The 16,695-nt window shown below is 37.1% G+C and carries 18 protein-coding genes; 13 read left to right on the top strand and 5 right to left on the bottom strand.

Annotated elements, in window-relative coordinates:
• Genes AAEU29_RS05905 through AAEU29_RS05880 form a run of 6 tightly spaced genes read left to right on the top strand, consistent with a single transcriptional unit; the run spans position 1 to position 5,270 of the window.
• Positions 1-1,374, top strand: a complete 1,374-nt coding sequence (locus AAEU29_RS05905; protein ID WP_421972463.1) for an NAD(P)-binding protein — start codon at positions 1-3, stop codon at positions 1,372-1,374.
• Positions 1,352-2,320 (top strand): glycosyl transferase, encoded by a 969-nt coding sequence (locus tag AAEU29_RS05900; RefSeq protein WP_421972462.1) that lies wholly within the window; start codon positions 1,352-1,354, stop codon positions 2,318-2,320. Before AAEU29_RS05905 ends, AAEU29_RS05900 begins: the two co-directional genes overlap by 23 nt.
• On the top strand, positions 2,313-2,981 hold the full coding sequence (locus AAEU29_RS05895; protein WP_274761120.1) for a class I SAM-dependent methyltransferase: 669 nt from the start codon (positions 2,313-2,315) through the stop codon (positions 2,979-2,981). The genes AAEU29_RS05900 and AAEU29_RS05895 overlap by 8 nt, the downstream gene beginning before the upstream one ends.
• On the top strand, positions 2,972-3,907 hold the full coding sequence (locus AAEU29_RS05890) for a DegT/DnrJ/EryC1/StrS family aminotransferase (RefSeq protein ID WP_421972461.1): 936 nt from the start codon (positions 2,972-2,974) through the stop codon (positions 3,905-3,907). The genes AAEU29_RS05895 and AAEU29_RS05890 overlap by 10 nt, the downstream gene beginning before the upstream one ends.
• The gene (locus tag AAEU29_RS05885) at positions 3,904-4,536 is read left to right on the top strand and encodes a class I SAM-dependent methyltransferase (protein WP_274761118.1); all 633 of its coding nucleotides are present in this window, start codon (positions 3,904-3,906) and stop codon (positions 4,534-4,536) included. The genes AAEU29_RS05890 and AAEU29_RS05885 overlap by 4 nt, the downstream gene beginning before the upstream one ends.
• Positions 4,533-5,270, top strand: coding sequence for a WbqC family protein (locus AAEU29_RS05880; RefSeq protein ID WP_274761117.1), 738 nt, complete (start codon positions 4,533-4,535; stop codon positions 5,268-5,270). Before AAEU29_RS05885 ends, AAEU29_RS05880 begins: the two co-directional genes overlap by 4 nt.
• A gap of 31 nt (positions 5,271-5,301) precedes the next feature.
• Here the strand turns inward: AAEU29_RS05880 and AAEU29_RS05875 are convergent, their stop codons facing one another.
• The 3 genes from AAEU29_RS05875 to pseB are packed head-to-tail and all read right to left on the bottom strand — an operon-like array spanning position 5,302 to position 8,299.
• Positions 5,302-6,162 carry an aldo/keto reductase gene (locus AAEU29_RS05875; RefSeq protein WP_421972460.1) on the bottom strand — a complete coding sequence of 287 codons (861 nt, stop codon included), beginning with the start codon at positions 6,160-6,162 and terminating at the stop codon, positions 5,302-5,304.
• Positions 6,159-7,301, bottom strand: coding sequence for a UDP-4-amino-4,6-dideoxy-N-acetyl-beta-L-altrosamine transaminase (gene pseC / locus AAEU29_RS05870; RefSeq protein ID WP_421972459.1), 1,143 nt, complete (start codon positions 7,299-7,301; stop codon positions 6,159-6,161). Before pseC ends, AAEU29_RS05875 begins: the two co-directional genes overlap by 4 nt.
• Entirely contained in the window at positions 7,298-8,299 is a 1,002-nt protein-coding gene (pseB, locus tag AAEU29_RS05865) for a UDP-N-acetylglucosamine 4,6-dehydratase (inverting) (protein WP_274761114.1), read from the bottom strand. Before pseB ends, pseC begins: the two co-directional genes overlap by 4 nt.
• Positions 8,300-8,497: 198 nt before the next feature.
• Here pseB and AAEU29_RS05860 point away from each other — a divergent pair, with 198 nt between their 5' ends.
• The 3 genes from AAEU29_RS05860 (at position 8,498) to AAEU29_RS05850 (ending at position 12,111) form a co-directional block, all read left to right on the top strand.
• Positions 8,498-9,283 carry a flagellin N-terminal helical domain-containing protein gene (locus AAEU29_RS05860; RefSeq protein WP_421972458.1) on the top strand — a complete coding sequence of 262 codons (786 nt, stop codon included), beginning with the start codon at positions 8,498-8,500 and terminating at the stop codon, positions 9,281-9,283.
• A 138-nt stretch (positions 9,284-9,421) separates the two neighbouring features.
• On the top strand, positions 9,422-10,870 hold the full coding sequence (locus AAEU29_RS05855) for a sigma-54 dependent transcriptional regulator (RefSeq protein ID WP_421972457.1): 1,449 nt from the start codon (positions 9,422-9,424) through the stop codon (positions 10,868-10,870).
• Between the two features lie 194 nt (positions 10,871-11,064).
• Positions 11,065-12,111 (top strand): hypothetical protein, encoded by a 1,047-nt coding sequence (locus tag AAEU29_RS05850; protein WP_421972456.1) that lies wholly within the window; start codon positions 11,065-11,067, stop codon positions 12,109-12,111.
• Positions 12,112-12,147: 36 nt separating this feature from the next.
• Here the strand turns inward: AAEU29_RS05850 and AAEU29_RS05845 are convergent, their stop codons facing one another.
• Positions 12,148-13,437 carry a hypothetical protein gene (locus AAEU29_RS05845; protein ID WP_421972455.1) on the bottom strand — a complete coding sequence of 430 codons (1,290 nt, stop codon included), beginning with the start codon at positions 13,435-13,437 and terminating at the stop codon, positions 12,148-12,150.
• A 124-nt stretch (positions 13,438-13,561) separates the two neighbouring features.
• Here AAEU29_RS05845 and AAEU29_RS05840 point away from each other — a divergent pair, with 124 nt between their 5' ends.
• The 3 genes from AAEU29_RS05840 to AAEU29_RS05830 are packed head-to-tail and all read left to right on the top strand — an operon-like array spanning position 13,562 to position 15,242.
• Positions 13,562-14,467, top strand: a complete 906-nt coding sequence (locus AAEU29_RS05840; protein WP_421972454.1) for a M14 family metallopeptidase — start codon at positions 13,562-13,564, stop codon at positions 14,465-14,467.
• A gap of 12 nt (positions 14,468-14,479) precedes the next feature.
• Positions 14,480-14,944 (top strand): cyclic nucleotide-binding domain-containing protein, encoded by a 465-nt coding sequence (locus tag AAEU29_RS05835; protein WP_421972453.1) that lies wholly within the window; start codon positions 14,480-14,482, stop codon positions 14,942-14,944.
• Position 14,945: 1 nt separating this feature from the next.
• Entirely contained in the window at positions 14,946-15,242 is a 297-nt protein-coding gene (locus tag AAEU29_RS05830; RefSeq protein WP_421972452.1) for a hypothetical protein, read from the top strand.
• Here AAEU29_RS05830 and AAEU29_RS05825 read toward each other — a convergent pair.
• Entirely contained in the window at positions 15,229-15,987 is a 759-nt protein-coding gene (locus AAEU29_RS05825) for an MBL fold metallo-hydrolase (protein WP_421972451.1), read from the bottom strand. The genes AAEU29_RS05830 and AAEU29_RS05825 overlap by 14 nt on opposite strands.
• A 92-nt stretch (positions 15,988-16,079) precedes the next feature.
• Here AAEU29_RS05825 and AAEU29_RS05820 point away from each other — a divergent pair, with 92 nt between their 5' ends.
• Positions 16,080-16,676, top strand: a complete 597-nt coding sequence (locus AAEU29_RS05820) for a sulfotransferase family protein (protein WP_421972450.1) — start codon at positions 16,080-16,082, stop codon at positions 16,674-16,676.
• Positions 16,677-16,695: the final 19 nt, after the last annotated feature.

Raw genomic sequence — 16,695 nt, 5'->3', positions numbered from 1 at the left:
ATGAAAGCATGCGTTGTTGTAGGTGGTGGGATCAGTGGCTTAACAGCTGCTATCTTATTAAAAAAGCATTTCGACTCAGTGTATTTGATAGAACAAAGTGATCAGCTAGGTGGCTTGTTATCGAGCGTATCCGATGAGCTTGGCAATAGCTATGATCAAGGTACACACATTCCTGAAAAGACAGGAGTATCAGAAATAGATGAAATTCTATTTGACGAGCAGGACCTTAGTGACAATTGGCATGCTTTATCTCCTTTAGTCACAGGCAACTACTTTGCTGGTAGTTGGGATAACACGACGCAAACAATTGATGCCCGTAAGTTACCAGCTGCTTTGTACCAACAAGGGGTTGGTGAGTTTATGCAATTGGTAGATACTCCTGACTCAAGTAATATCGAAGCTTATTTGAAATCAACGCTAGGAACGACATTCTATCAGCATCTTGCTGAGCCAATAATTAAAAAACTATATGGTAGTGAGGTGGACTGCGCCTCCCTAGCACTGCGCACTGGGGTGAATTACTTTGGTGCCGGGCGAATAAAAGCATTTGATAAAGCGACAACTCAAGTGTTAAAAACACATCCAAGTTTTGATAGCAAACTTGGTTTTCATAGCGCAGCAGAATATGAAGCCTTATTAGCAGAGCAAGGTGTTTTATTACCCGAGTATTATTACCCAAAAGGGGAGCGTGGCGCAGAAGTATGGATTGATAAACTTGCTGCCAAAGCACAAACAGCTGGCGTTGAGATTTTCACCTCACAGCAAGTGGTTAAAATAAATAGTAAATCTGGGGCAATTACTAGTGTGCTGTTAAGTGGTGGGCAAGAGTTAGATTGCCAACTGGTGTATTGGAGTGCGCCGCCCATTTTTGCATTAAAAGCCGCACTATTAGACGTTGAAACTGCACCAATTAGCTTTAGAACGGCTAATTTATTGCATTATACATTTGATATAAAACCTAATAATGATATTGCACACTATTTATGGAATTGGGACGCGTGTTCGCCAATCTTTAGAATCACTCTGTACCATAATATCCGCAAGAATCAGCAATATCAGCTGACAGCTGAAATTTTGAGCAGTAAAGAAGAGGCACAAGAAATTAGCCTAGAGCAAGGTCTAAAAGATTTAAAAGCAATGGGGCTGATTGAAGAGAATGCGCAAGTATTATCGAGTTTAAAGCAGACTATACATAATACTTTTCCAGTACCAACTCATGATTTTGCAAAGTTGACGGATGCCCATTATCAACAATTAACTCAGCATTTTGATAATTTTATCTTATCAGGAAGGTTTAGTGGACGTTGTTGGTTACAAAATGATGTATTAAAGCTTGCATATCAAGAAATTAATGAGTTTCTCGCAAATGCATGATGTTGTAATTCACTGTAATGGAAACAAAAAATCAGGGCTTGGTCACTTCTCTCGATGTTTTAATATTGCTCTGGCTCTAAAAAAATGTCGAGTGTCAGTTACCTTTTGTGGACTTTACGATGATTTTGCACATAACAAACTTGTTAATGCTGGGTTTTCATATTCGAGCGAATTAAATGTTATTTTTGGTCAGACGGTTTTATGTGATGACTATAATTTGGGTATAAACCATTTATTGGCAATTGATGCGGCTGGTGGCAAGCTCATCCTCATTGATGATTTTGATCAATATAATTATGACTTTATTAAATTAATTGTGAATTTTCGATATGGCGCCGCAAAGCTTTGTAAGGTGACTCCTCGCCATGCGCTAGATTTAACTTTCTTCCCTTTTTCTGAAGATTTGATATCGGTAAGAGATAAAACGCTTTCAAAGAATAATAAAGGCTCTATCTCGCATGTTATGGTTTTCATAGGGGCTCATGATAAGCACCAAATAGCAGGTCGACTTTTAGCTTTGCTCGATAATTTGTTGTTAGATAAACACATTATCTTGGTTGCTGCGAATAAGTTAGATTTTGAATTAAAGAATAATAACCTTGAACAATGGTCATTTGTTGACGATATAGCTCAGTTATATGATTGGGCTGATATTATTATTTCTGGTGGCGGTCTTACTAAATATGAGGCAGGGTTTTGTTTAAAACCAAATGCTGCTTTGTCCCAGACAAAAGAGCAGCAAGAGGACACCAACATGTTAGCTAAGGCTAACTTATGCTTTGATTTAGGTTTGGCTGAATCAATATCACAAGATGAATTAAGTGTGAAATTATCACAGTTTATTAATGACAGTGCTACTAAGCAGTTAACGGCCCAAAAAAGTAACTTTGATAGAAACTCGATGAAGCATTTAACAAAAAAGATTCTAGAGGTCATACATGAGTGAATTTTTAACAAAACAAACGGAGTGGCAGCAGCAAGCTGAGTCGTCAGATGACCTCAAACTTCAAGTTGGACGTCCGCAAAGTGATGAAAGTTGGCAACTTTTAGCTGTGGATGTTCAGGAAAAGCTAATGTTGCAACTTACAGATGACTTATTAGATGTTGGCTGTGGTAGTGGATTATTACTGTCCAAACTTGCAAGGAATTGCGCAAATATCAGTGGTATTGATTATGCTCAGGCGATGGTAGATAAGGCACAGATATTACTTCCCAATGCTAATTTCTATTGTGGTGAAGCAAAAACTCTACCCTTTACAAGTGACTCATTTGATAAATTGCTAAGCTATAGTATTTTCCACTATTTTCCTGACCGAGAATATGCGCTTTCAGTGGTTAAAGAAATGATCAGAGTTGTAAAGCCAGGTGGTATTATCCTGATTGGCGATGTACTGGATTCTAGCTATGAAAATGAAATTAAAAGTAATAGCGATTTGGCATATGAACAGAAAATACCCTACATCCATCGTTACTCTCAATGGCAATTCTATGACCTTGCTCTTTTACAAAGTGAACTTTCAGATTTAGTCTGCAAATTTGAGGTCTTAACACAACCCAGTGAATTTACTCTATCAGGTTATCGGAAGGATATTAGATTGTGGCTTTAGCACTAGTGGAGCAAAAACTTGCACAACTATGCCAGCGGGAAAACGCAGTTTTAACTCGTTCTGGTAGTATGGCAATTATTGCCGCATTACATAGTGCAAAATTGCCACCTGGCAGCAAAGTAATTATCCCAGCAAGTATGTGTCCAATTGTTTTATTTGCAATTCAAATAGCTGGCTTTGATGTCAAAATTGCTGATGTGTCTTTGACGTCTTTGTCGATGGAAGTGGAGCAAATTAGTGCTGTTTATGATAACTCTGTAAGTGCAATTATTGCTGTACATGGATATGGACGATGTTGTGGTATAGAGGCGATAGAAAGGTTTGCTAAAGATCGAAATATCGCACTGATTGAAGATGCTTGCTTGGCTTATGGAAGCAGTGTCAACGGGAGAGCCGTTGGTAGTTTTGGTGATTATTCTGTAGTAAGTTTTGGCTACGATAAGCCGATAAATTTAGGTTATGGTGGTGCTGTATTGGTAAATGAAGCAGAAAAGCAAAATGCGTTACTAGCCTTCCTAAATAATAATGAAATAAGTGTATTTAACAATTGCGATTTAGCCGAAAAGCTGGTTATGGAAATGGAGTATTTACCTAAATACGTTGAGCAAAGGCTGAAAAATGTTAAATATTTAACACAAAATATCACTAACAAAGGTTTCGTAAAATTGCCTTATCAACAAGAATATGCATATTGGCGTTATCCATTATTATGTAATCAAAGAGGTGAATTTCTTAGCTTTGCAAAGCAACAAGGGGTGCTTTTTACAACGCATTATAAAAGCCTGAGTGAACTACAAACTTCGACTCAGTGCCCCAATGCTGAGCAAATAGGAAACAAAATAATAAATCTATTTGTGCGTCCACAAACACCTCAACAACAGCTCGAAAAAATGGTGAGTTGTATCAATGAATTTCAAACGTCATGAAAGATTTAAAAGATTATTATCAACAGTTATTTAGAATGCATGGCGCAACTCACAATGCTGTGCAGCATGTTTCTAAGCATTCTCAAGAGGTGCGATTTGCTCTATTTCAAAAGCTTATCGACAATGACGATGATATTATTGATTTAGGCTGTGGATTAGGAGACATGTTGCCATACATGAGAAAAAATGGCTTTAAAGGTAATTATTTGGGGTGTGACTTTGTACCTGAATTTATATCGTTCGCTAAAAAGAGTTACTCCAATGATAGCAAAGCATCATTCATCGAATTTGATATATATAATGATTCGCTACCAAACAATTATAATCATGTATTAATAAGTGGGATTTTTAATAATCTCATGGACGATAATCTTTCGTTTATCAAAAAAACGCTATTAAAAAGTTATGAAGCTTGTTCGAGTTCAGTAATTTTTAATGCATTATCTGATTATGTAGAATATCAGGATAGTGAATTGTTTTATGTATCGCCCCTATTACTGTTTGATTACTGTAAACGCTCTTTGTCTCCTTATATTTCTCTCACACATGATTATGTAACAAAAGAGGGAGGGTTTCCCTATGAATTTACCATGCAAATCAGTAAATCTTCTAAAGAGTTCAATAAATGATTATCAGTGTAATGCAGCCAACTTATCTGCCATGGTTAGGTTATTTTGATTTAATTGATAGCGCAGATAAATTTGTTTTTCTTGATAATGTAAAACTTGAAAAAAGTGATTGGCACGTTAGAAATCGTATTAAATCTGCAAGTGGTGAGCTAATGCTAACTTGCCCTGTTGCGACACCTAATGGACGTTTGTCAGCACAAATCAATACAACTGAATTTGCAAGTGGCCACCCATGGCGTAAAAAACACTTAAAAAGTATTGAAGCTTGTTACCGAAAGGCGCCTTTTTTTGAACAATTATACCCGTTATTAAAACATTATTTTGAAGCGTCTTATTCTTATCGGTTAGGTCAATTTAATATTGGTCTTATAATCTTATTAGCAGACTACATTGGGATAGAAAGTGATTTTTACATTGCTTCTGAGTTACCAAGTATGTCTGGCGTAAAAGATGGCAAATTAGTCAGTATCTGTGAATATTTACAAGGAGATACATATTTTTCGCCACTTGGTGCTAAAGCTTATATTGAGTCAACCACCCCCGGAGGTGAACTTGCTAAGAACGATATTAATGTTCTTTATCAAAACTTTAAGCATCCAGAATATACTCAACTTTTTGGTGGTTTTATTTCGCATTTAGCGGTGGTCGATAGTTTATTTAATGTTGGCCCAGAGAAAACCTTGTTATTAATTCGTAAAGGGCACCAATCACCAATTAAATACTCAGAACTTTAGTTGCGGGTTATTTGTAGTAAAATTAGATCTTCTATAGCTGCCATAGGCTAGGGTTGATATATTGCTCATCATCGCATCTAAATTCATGCCAAGGGTAATCTGGCAGCTGTGTGTTTAGTAAGGAAATGAGTTGTTTTAAGTGAGCTAATTCGTTAATGCCAACTATTACTTTGTCAATTTGCGGCAGTTGAGCCACAAAATTTAAAGCAATAGCTGCTTTGTTAAGATTAAATTTCGTCGATACTGCCTCAAGTTTATCAAATAAATAGGAAATATTGTGAAAGTAATCTGGGCGCTCTTTCATCAGCAAAAGGCCTTGTAGAAAAACCGAACGTACATGCACTTCTATACCTTTCTCTTTTAATTTATTGAGAGTGCCAGAGCTAATAAAGCGCTGATCAAATAGGTTTAAAGGTATTTGAATAAGGTCAATATCGAATTTATCAATAATATTTTTAGTTTGGATAGGGTTATAGACTGAAACACCAATTTTTTTTATTTTCCCCTGTTCTTTTTTTGATTGAAGCCAGTCGTATAAAAAGGGTAACCTGACTATATCATCAGCAGAATGAAGTAAATAGCCATAGATTTGTTCTAATTTTAAATGCTCGAGGCTGTGCTTGAGAGAGTATTCAGCTAACTCTTTTACTTCTAACGAAGTGGTAGAAGTTGGAAATGGTGGGAGTTTAGATACTATTTCAAAATTATTAATACCGCACTTTCCTAATACACGTTCAGAATCTCCATACGCAGCTGCAGTATCAAGTAACTCTAAATTGTGATTTCGAGCATATTTAAGAATTCGTTTTACTTCATCTAAACTTGTTTTCCCTTGGTGGTTGCTTATACCGTAATCAACACCAAATTGCACCGTGCCTAGTGCCAATTTCATAGTAATGCTCTAAGTGTGGTCGTTATATAATTTATATCCTTCTCAGTTAAATTTGGGTGAAGAGGCAAGGTAACTGCTTTTGAATAATACTCTTCTGCATTAGGGTAATCGCCTTTATTGAATCCCAAATTTTTATAAAATGGCTGTAAGTGAATCGGGATGTAATGAACATGAGCAAAGATGTCTTTTTTTCGAAGGCTTTCAACTATAGCTTTCCTTTTTTTTGCATCGTCTAATTGCACTACATATAGATGATAAGACGAATAGCACTCTGGTTTTAACGTTAAATGTGTAACACCATCGGGTAAATATTCACCGTAGAGAGAAACTAGTTTGTTACGCGCCTCGACAAATTGGTCTAGGCGTGACACTTGGCTAAGCCCAAGAGCAGCTTGTATATCAGTAATGCGGTAGTTGAATCCCAGTGATTGCTGTTCGTAATACCATGGTCCTTGATCCATATCATGGAGTTCATTTTTAACGTTAGTGATGCCATGGCTTCGCAGCTTTTTTAAGATTTCAGCCAGTTTTTTATTTTGAGTAGTGAGCATACCACCTTCGGCACTTGTAATAATTTTGACCGGATGAAAACTGAAAACACAAATATCACTGTAAAGGCAGTTGCCAACAGGTGAGTTTTGATATTTTGCACCAATAGCGTGGGACGCATCTTCGATGATTTTAAACTGGTATTTTTTTGCTAATTTTGCAATTTCAGCCATTTCACATGACTGACCAGCAAAATGCACGGGTATGACGACTTTGGGAAGAGCATTATTTTTTTGGGCTTCTTCTAATTTCATCCGAAGTAACGCAACTGACATATTGCCAGTTTCAACATCAATATCAACGAAATCAACTTTTGCACCACAATAAAGAGCACAATTACTGCTAGCGACAAACGAGTTAGGCGATGTCCAAACACTATCATTTTTACCAACACCAAGTGCTAAACAGGCAATGTGAAGGGCTGATGTGGCACTATTTACGGCAACAGCAAATTTAGCTTGGCAATATTTTGCAATAGCCTGTTCAAAAGCAGGGATTGCGGGGCCTTGAGTAAGAAAATCAGATTTTAGGACTTCAATAACGGCATTGATATCATCCTGATTGATATCTTGTTTACCATATGGAATCACTTAAGTGCCTCAATATTGAAGTTGGCAATTTGCTCAATAGACATGTAGTCGGCATTATCAAGTGAGTTGTATTCGAAACCAGGTTCCACTGCTTTGCCTTTTTCTCCAATCGCATTTATCGTAAAGTCATTACTTCTACTACTGAATTTTATACCTGGGGCAATTACAAAATGGTCATCATATTCAAATGTGTCATAGCATAAGTCAGCTGGGCACATTACCTCGTGCAGTTTCTCACCTGGGCGAATACCGATTATTTTGAGCGGTAAATTGGGCGCCATCGCTTTTGCTAAATCAGTAATTTTGATTGATGGTATTTTAGGTACAAAAATTTCACCGCCAAGCATACGTTCAAAATTCTTTAAAACGAAATCAACGCCCTGTTGTAGGCTAATCCAAAAACGCGTCATATTTTCATGCGTAATAGGAATGTGATCTTTACCTTCGTCGATAAACTTTTGGAAAACAGGTACTACGGAGCCTCGAGAACAAACTACATTACCGTATCGCACAACAGAAAATGTGGTTTTATGCCCACCTGCGATATTGTTGGCTGCGACAAATAGTTTATCGGATGCGAGCTTGGTAGCTCCGTATAGATTTATTGGGTTAGCAGCTTTGTCTGTCGAGAGAGCAATCACTTTTTCAACATCATTGTTAAGTGCTGCATCAATTACATTTTCTGCGCCATTAATATTTGTTTTTATACACTCCATCGGATTGTATTCAGCTGCAGGAACTTGCTTTAAAGCTGCTGCATGAATAACAAAATCGACGCCTCGCATTGCTCGGTTTAAGCGCTCTTTGTCTCGCACATCGCCGATAAAATAGCGCATACAGTCTTGATTAAACTCTTGTTGCATTTCGAATTGTTTTAATTCGTCGCGAGAAAACACAATAATTTTTTTAGGGTTATAACGTGATAACAATGTTTTGACGTATTTTTTGCCAAAAGATCCTGTCCCACCTGTTATTAAAATAGTTTTATTGTCGAACATAGTGTTTCCCATTGAATTTGCAAAACTACAGAAAGATTAATAGTTCTTTCATTACTTTAGCTTAATAAGCACTAAATATGCCAATAGTTTGTCAATAAACACTTTGCATGCGCATAAAAAAGCAGCTTTTTGTACTATAATCACTCAAGCAAAAACTTGATTAGATCATTATGTAATACAGGTAGGAGGCAACCTAGTATGAAGATCCAAAATCAAAACTTTGCTTTTTTCAATCGAACTGAGGAAAAAAGCAAAACATTACTTGAACAATTAGCAAGCGGAAAGCGCGTTAATTCTGCATCGGATGATGCAGCAGCATTGCAAATTATTGACAGGTTACAAGCACAGCAAAACGGTCAAAACCAGGCTATCCGAAATGCTTATGATGGTATTTCATATGCTCAAGTCGCAGAAGGGGCGCTTGCTGGGGTAAATGAATCCGTATCTCGTATTGAGCAATTGTCATTGCAAGCTGCTAATGGTGCATTAACAGATGCCGATAGAAGTGCAATTCAAGAAGAAATATCGCAACTACAAACAGGTATTACTGAAACCTATGACAACACTACGTTTGGTGGGGCAAAACTGTTTGATGGTAATGATGTCACCTTTCAAGTGGGTGCAGATGCAAATCAAACCCAAAACTTAAACCCAGGCGATAATAGCGTTGTATCTAACGTACTTACTATTGACGTTTCGACACAAGCTGGTGCTCAAGCTGCCATAAGTGTGACTCAACAGGCGCGTGATGATATTAATTCTAATCGTGCAAGTTTAGGCGCAAGCCAAAATGCGTTTGAACAGAATATTCGTGGTTTGACTAATAATGCTGTAAATATTGCGGCGTCTCAAAGTCGAATTCAAGATACTGATTACGCCAGTATTATTTCGCAAAAAACAGCAAATGATATTTTATCACAGGCATCGATAGCACTTAGAGGTCAAGCCAATCAATCGGCAAGCCAAGTTCTTGGCTTGCTTTAATTTGATTGTGATAAATCAATTTTTGGTGTCAATTTTTTGAATTGACGCCAAAATCCCGCCGCTTGTCCCTTGCAACCTCAACTTAAGCCGTTACAATAAAACAATAATTAGAATAAATAATATTGTAGTGCGTTTATTATGAAGCTTAGCAATGCCATATGGGTAATTGACGAAAACGACAACCGTGCGAATAAACTTGTATCTTCACTGTGCTTTATTGGTGAAAATGCAAAAGTTGCAACGGTTTCAGAAATCCAAGATTCAGCATTACACCATGTGGAAGCGGTTTTTCTAGGCGCGATTTTAGGTCACGATCATGAAGCACTAATCAAAAGCCAACCTGAAACTCCATTTATTCTCATCGGTGAAACTCTAAGACCCTTACTGGCATTAGCAAATGTAATTGGGATTTTAGCTGAACCATTTGCCTACGCACCTACCACTGAATTACTGCGCGATTGTCAAGAATATAAAAGGCATTTACCAAGCTTAGCTAATAATACTCAAGAAAAACGTTTTGACGGCTTAATTGGTGCCACATCTGAAATAGAACATATTCGCTTTTTGATTCAGCAAGTTGCTAAAACGAATGCCAATGTACTTATTTTGGGTGAATCGGGTACAGGTAAAGAGGTTGTCGCACGCAATATTCATTTACTATCAAACCGCAACTCAGGACCATTTATTCCAGTTAATTGCGGTGCAATTCCTGGCGATTTACTGGAAAGTGAACTGTTTGGTCATGAAAAAGGGGCGTTTACAGGGGCTATTTCAACCCGAAAAGGGCGTTTTGAAATGGCTCAAGGTGGAACGCTTTTCTTAGATGAAATTGGTGATATGCCAAGCCAAATGCAAGTTAAGTTATTGCGTGTACTTCAAGAGCGAGTATATGAACGTGTTGGTGGTGGCAAGCCTATAAAAGCGGATGTACGCATAATTGCAGCAACACACCGTAATTTAGAAACCATGATTGAAGAGGATTCATTTCGCGAGGATTTGTATTATCGCTTAAATGTGTTTCCTATTGAAAATCCGTCTTTGCGTGAGCGTAAAGACGATGTGCCATTACTATTGCAAGAACTAATTAAACGTAATCTTGCTGTTGGTGGTGCAAATGTAAAGTTCACTGAGCGAGCGCTTGAAAGCCTTAAAGAGCATAACTGGCCCGGTAATGTGAGGGAGTTGTCGAACTTAGTTGAGCGTATGCAAATTATGTTCCCTGAAAAGGTTGTTGATGTATCTGATTTACCAAAAAAATATCAGCATATTGATGTAGAAGAATATATTCCAGAATATCCAGAAGAAATTCTAGAGCGTCAGGCATTAAACGACATTTTCAGCGAAGGTTTTGCAGAGTTTGAAGATGATGACGAAGAAGTAACCGAACAAGTATTTGATTCAAGTAAACCTGCGGTTTTACCAGTTGAAGGCATTGAACTTAAAAGTTACTTAGCTGAGCTTGAGATATGCTTGATCGAACAAGCGCTTGAACGAAATGATAACGTGGTTGCTCGGGCTGCTGAAGTATTAGGTGTAAGACGCACTACACTTGTTGAAAAAATGAAAAAATATAATTTGAATAGCTAACTCTTTATCCCTTCTATAATTCCGACTGACTTAGCTTGACGTTAAGTCAGTCAAATATCCCCATTTGTTCCACACTCCAAAGACCCTAATTACACTCATTTTCGTAGAAAACATAAATTTTATTGAATTAAACTGTAATAATTGTTAATTTTTTGTATCGTAGTCGAGAAAATAATAATTATAAGGTTGGTGGTATGAAACAATTCGCGATGGCAGCTTTGCTTGGGCTGTCTTTAGCTGGCTGTGGTGACCCAGACAGTTTAGATAATATTGAGTTTGTTAAACGCAATCTTGAAAACAAAAATTTGCATGAAAAACTGCTTACTATAGAGCTTACCAAAGAGCGTTCTGAAAAGCACAAAGCGCTTTATCAACAAATTAGTACAAGCTACAACTTACTTGAGCAAAGCAAGAAAGAGAAAGATCGTTTTTCTTCATACCATCACGGTTTTTTGGCGCGAAACGCGTATTATACCGATGAAGCCGACTACCAAGCTGTTGTAAGTGCAAAAAAATTAGAAGACGTAACAGGGTTATACCGTCGTATTGAGCCTTATTTTAAAACTGAACAAGCGGCTGACTTTATTTATAATACTTCAGCTGATTCATGGGATATTTATTCGGTGATTCAACAGGTTAAATATAATGCGCAAGTGTTACATGCTGTTGATGAAGGCAAAAATGTTAAAAATAACAACAACAACCCCGAATTAAGAAAGTGGCTCGATAAAGCAATCGCACGCCAATACCAAGAATTACAAGAGATTGTATATATCTTGGTACAAGCGAGTGAAACAGATAAAGAAGTCTTTTACGCCGATAAAAAACAAATTGAACAGGATGCAGACCGTATTTTGGCTGGTGTACGCGCAGAAAAAGCGAGGCAAATGTTAAAGCCAGATATGTATGCATGGCAGCAAAAAAACCTGTGGCGATATGAGTTGGTGAATAACACTTGTATGGTACTTGATGAAAAAATTCGTGAGTATGAAATTGCCAAAGATTGTCATCGTTTATTAAAAGCGTATGAAGGTTACACCATAGAACCTGATGAGTTTTCAAACTTTGCTGCGAAATCGCGTGCTGCACGCAATAAACTGGCAGCAGTTACTGAAGAGTTAAAAGAGCGCTATAACTATGCAAAAAATGTTAAAAAAGTTGACTTGAAGCCGAATGAGCAACTGAATTCATTAATGCTTTCTTTAAAGAAAGATTTGTATAGAGCTACTCCAAAGCTATAAAAGAAGTGTACTCTCTTTGAGAGTACACTTATAAAATTAGTTTTGTATTAAAATCTGAAGAAGTTTTTCTAAATCAGTTTGATTAAGCGAAAGTGCTAGCCCATCTTCGACCATGTCACTTAACATTCGTTCTTTAGATAAATACTCAGAACCTTTATCTTTATGCTTAATAGAATTTAAAATTTCGTTTATCTGAGAACTAAAAACAGTCGTGTTAGTTCGTTTTGCTGGAGTTGAATTAACCTGTGTTTTTAACGAAGAAACCTTAAAATGGTCTTGCCATTTCTTTGATATATCTAAGACATTTCTTTCAATTTCTTCAATGCTTTTTCCATTAGGAAATCTAGAGTTAAGTTCTAGATTTATGTAATTACCATCACTGTTTATAGATTGAGGCCAAAGTGTAAGAGGGCCCATATCTTCATCTTTAAATGCTAACTCTCCAAATCTTACAGCGTAAGGGTTTAGTGCTAGTAGGCTATTTAAATATTTGACTGCTTGTCCACTTGTAGTCAAATCTATTGGCAAACCTTTAAAAAGTGATGCTAAATAACTTATCGCATTTATATTCATTATTTCTTGATCATGACCGAAAAATTCGCCACGAGCTACTATTTTTAATCCATTGGTTTGATTCAAAAATGCATAGCTAACTACAGATTTCTTTTCTGAACGGATACGGCTTACTTTTTTTAGATTTTCACTTCTATTTTTTATTTTCGTAAATAATTCTGGAGTAATATTCTCAATTAGAATACTGGCCAAAATAGGGAAATTGTTGTCTTGAGTACTACTAAATTGAGATAGTTTTAAGGACTCATGCTCAATTTCATTTACCACATTCTCTGAGAATTGAATGTTAATTATACTTCGACCGTAAAAGTTCAAAATACTTGGATAAGGTGAATCCAAAGAGATCGTTACATCACTTTTAGAAAGTGATTTTAAAATTTCATCAGAAGTGTTTAAAAGAATAACAATTCTAGAATTACTTGTGTTTATATTTGTATCGATCTTATTTAGAATTGTAGCAAATTCATCAAAGGTCTTCGGATTTCTCGCATCAATCAATATTTGATTTTTTATCCCCCCCTTTGCAGATGAAGTGTAAATAACACCACCTTCTTCCTGAAACGCTATTTTTTTATGAGTTAGCTTCATTTTAATAAATGAACGTACTGCTGAATCTTCATTTGAATTATTAATAGCTGTTAGATTCTGTTTTGTTAGCTCAGTTGCAGTACTAAAAGCAAATGACGATTCCGAAATTAAAATTAGAGAAGTGCTCAAACAAGCGATGTTAATAATCGATTTAAATAGTTTCATTTGAGTTATGAGTGTGAATAATGCATGTTCTCTATAATATCAATGTCATTCTCAACTTTGAATATGTAGAATCACAATGATGTGATAAACATTTTTAAAATGACTTAAAAGTTAATAAAACAATATGAAAAAATACGTTATAGGCATTCCGGGTCAAAAGTGGAATGAAACCGAAAAATCACAATGGTTAAATCTTCAAAACAAAAAACGTGACTATCATCAATTAGTTGTTTCTCAGATTAATGCGTTAGAAGCTGATTTTCAGATAGAGCAATATGGTGAGCTACCTTATGGCGAAAACCTTGTGCTTTTTGCATTGCGCTCTAAGTCTTGGCAGCAGGATAAACCGGCAATTTTAATTACTGGTGGCGTTCATGGTTATGAAACAAGTGGTGTAATGGGAGCTCTAGCGTTTGCACAAGGAAGAGTGAAAGAGTATCAAGGCGCATTTAATTTCGTTATTTTACCTTGTATTAGCCCTTGGGGTTTTGAAACGATTAATCGTTGGAATTCATATGCGGTTGACCCAAATCGTTCATTTTATATGGATTCTCCAGCACCAGAATCACAAGCGGTATTAGATTATCTCGCTAAATTGAATTGTGATTTCTTAATGCATATTGATTTACATGAAACAACTGATACCGATAATACGGAATTTCGCCCAGCACTTGCTGCGCGCGATGCTGTAGAACATACCAACTGGAATATTCCGGATGGTTTTTATCTTGTTGGTGATTCAAAACGACCTGAAGCGGCTTTTCAAAAAGCCATTATTGAATCTGTTGAAAAAGTAACGCATATTGCACCAGCAGACGAAAATGGTGAGCTTATTGGGGTTGCTATCGAACAGTTTGGCGTTTGCAATTATGACTGCAAAGGATTATCGCTGTGTGCTGGTATTACAGATGCAAAATATGTAACAACCACAGAAGTATATCCTGATAGCCCAAAATCTGATGAGCAAATTTGTATTGATGCGCAAGTTGCTGCAATTTGTGGCGGTTTGAATTACCTTCAATCTTTATAGCGGAGAATTTAGGTGGCACTCATTACCCAAATTCCACTGATAAAGAAAATGGAATTAGTTAACCGATTATCTTTTTTTAAAACGCTTACATTAGCGGAAAGGCAAATGGTTGTAGAGTCGTTTTCAGAGTTGCATTTATTTAAAAAAGGTAAAATGGTTTTTCGCCAAAATGAGCATGATAACCATCTTTATATTGTGCTTTCAGGCGAGCTTGTGCTGTTTAAACAGCAGCACAAACCATCATTAGTGCATATAGAGCCTGGCGACTTTGTTGGGGAGGGATCATTTGTTGAAACCCATACTCGCAATATCAATGCAAAAGCAAATGATGAAACTATTTTGCTGGCAATTTCCCATACAGCAATGCAAAAACTGCCTTATGCGATTCGCGATAAAATAAAAGACCGCATTATTCGGGGTATGAGTGAGCGCATTGAAAAACTCGGTGCGGTAATTGATAAGCTGCAAGGATTATAGAATGAAGTTGATAAAAAAAGCATTTTTGCTAAGTGTTGTTTTAGTGATCAGTGCCTGTAGCACAGCGCCACGTAGCAGCAACCAAATTGAATGTAATGGCGAGCGTTATCCAGTAACTTATATGAGCGAAATGCAACAATATGAAGTAGAGCGCTTTGCGATGCGTCATGAGTTTCGCCCAGGTTGCGTCTCTGGCAAGTTAAAAGAGATTAAAGCTAAAACCTGTCAAACAGCATCGTCGCTTAGCTATGAGCAATGGATGAGTTTATATAACGGCTGCGTGGTTAATACGCCTTAGAGCTCTTAAAAACCTGCTTTAATTTACTTTTAACAGAGCGCCAATGTGTCATCGGGATACTTGGTGCTTTTTGTAAGAGATAATTGAAGTCGATGTCGGAAAATTGGATTTTACCGTCATGTGCCAATAGTAAAGAGTCTGGCTTTAATGTTTTTAACATTAACAGGGAATTAAGATAACGTTTTGGGTAAAAAACAGGAAAAGGTGGGATCAATTTCCCTTTTACTTTAACCATTAAATCAGCCACATAAAGCATATTGCTGGGTAGGTGATGCAAGCAAATATCTCTGTCAGTATGGCCTGGACTATGATGTACTTGCCACTCATCAAAATTTGGCACGCTCATACCATCAGGCAAATAAATATCGGCCTTAAGCTTACGTGAGTACCACATAAACCCTTGCTTTTTCCCTTTGCGACTGGCTACCCAACGCGCTAACAAAATATCGGTAATATGCATCATAATGCCATCAAACCCCTGATACCAGTGGCCGGGTGCGTTTGATGTTGCTATTTTTGCGCCTGTCATAGCACGCAGTTTATGTGCGCCACCGGCATGATCTGGGTGCATATGGGTTACCACAATGAGTTTTAAATCAGACAGTGGGCGATTCAATTCGGTTGTAATAAAATGCGCAACTAAATCGCAATCGGCACGGCAGCAACCATCCAGTAACATTAATTTATCTGGATATTCTACTAAATAGATAGATTGTATATGTCCATTTAAGGTATGTAGTTGCATAATAAGTTGCTTTAGAACATGCGATAATATTCAGCTTATCGCAACTCATCAGACCACTCAAGGGGTGTGTTATTAGTAGTCAAAAAATCTTTGTGCTTGGTTTACCGCGCACAGGCACAACAAGTGTGTGTGCAGCCGCATTAGCATTAGGCTTTAAAACCGCGCATACCGCCTATATTCAGTCAACCTTGGATGAAGCGGAGTTTATTGCCGATACCCCCATTTTTCATGATTATGAAACGCTTTTGACGGCATACCCAAATGCGAAATTTATTTATCTAGAGCGAGATTTAGCAAGCTGGTTACCATCAATCAAAGTACTGTTAACGCGTATGGCTGATAGGCTGCTAACTGAACACGGTGGTTTTTTTCCAAGCTTGAAACGCTGTTATGGTGAGATTTTTCATCCACTTAATAAGCAAACAATGTTAGATGATGCGCATTTAACACAGTGTTATTTATCACATAAAGCCAAGGTCATGGACTTTTTGCAGCGCATCGATAACGAGCACTTAGTGGTTAACTTGACTGATGATAACAGCTACCAGCAATTTTGTTCGTTTCTAGATAAACAATCGAAAGGCGGTTTTGAACAGCTCAACGTAAATGGCAAAGTTACGGCGTGGAAACAAATCAAAAGCCCACTAAAACTCGACTCAACACGTAATGGTAAAGCGGATTTAAAATAGACATCTTTGGTGCTGACCA

It is taken from the genome of Pseudoalteromonas aquimarina, from assembly GCF_049257255.1.
Lineage (GTDB): Bacteria > Pseudomonadota > Gammaproteobacteria > Enterobacterales > Alteromonadaceae > Pseudoalteromonas.
The sequence above is the reverse complement of the archived record's forward strand: the minus strand, read 5'-3'. Positions and strand labels throughout refer to the sequence as shown.

Excerpts from the sequence above, each read along its gene's own strand:
- AAEU29_RS05855 (WP_421972457.1), top strand. The coding sequence starts at position 9,422 with ATGAAGCTTAGCAATGCCATATGGGTAATTGACGAAAACGACAACCGT.
- pseB (WP_274761114.1), bottom strand. The coding sequence starts at position 8,299 with ATGTTCGACAATAAAACTATTTTAATAACAGGTGGGACAGGATCTTTT.
- AAEU29_RS05885 (WP_274761118.1), top strand. The coding sequence starts at position 3,904 with ATGAAAGATTTAAAAGATTATTATCAACAGTTATTTAGAATGCATGGC.
- AAEU29_RS05845 (WP_421972455.1), bottom strand. The coding sequence starts at position 13,437 with ATGAAACTATTTAAATCGATTATTAACATCGCTTGTTTGAGCACTTCT.
- AAEU29_RS05905 (WP_421972463.1), top strand. The coding sequence starts at position 1 with ATGAAAGCATGCGTTGTTGTAGGTGGTGGGATCAGTGGCTTAACAGCT.
- AAEU29_RS05850 (WP_421972456.1), top strand. The coding sequence starts at position 11,065 with ATGAAACAATTCGCGATGGCAGCTTTGCTTGGGCTGTCTTTAGCTGGC.
- AAEU29_RS05860 (WP_421972458.1), top strand. The coding sequence starts at position 8,498 with ATGAAGATCCAAAATCAAAACTTTGCTTTTTTCAATCGAACTGAGGAA.
- AAEU29_RS05840 (WP_421972454.1), top strand. The coding sequence starts at position 13,562 with ATGAAAAAATACGTTATAGGCATTCCGGGTCAAAAGTGGAATGAAACC.
- AAEU29_RS05825 (WP_421972451.1), bottom strand. The coding sequence starts at position 15,987 with ATGCAACTACATACCTTAAATGGACATATACAATCTATCTATTTAGTA.
- AAEU29_RS05895 (WP_274761120.1), top strand. The coding sequence starts at position 2,313 with ATGAGTGAATTTTTAACAAAACAAACGGAGTGGCAGCAGCAAGCTGAG.
- AAEU29_RS05830 (WP_421972452.1), top strand. The coding sequence starts at position 14,946 with ATGAAGTTGATAAAAAAAGCATTTTTGCTAAGTGTTGTTTTAGTGATC.
- AAEU29_RS05875 (WP_421972460.1), bottom strand. The coding sequence starts at position 6,162 with ATGAAATTGGCACTAGGCACGGTGCAATTTGGTGTTGATTACGGTATA.
- AAEU29_RS05880 (WP_274761117.1), top strand. The coding sequence starts at position 4,533 with ATGATTATCAGTGTAATGCAGCCAACTTATCTGCCATGGTTAGGTTAT.
- AAEU29_RS05900 (WP_421972462.1), top strand. The coding sequence starts at position 1,352 with ATGAGTTTCTCGCAAATGCATGATGTTGTAATTCACTGTAATGGAAAC.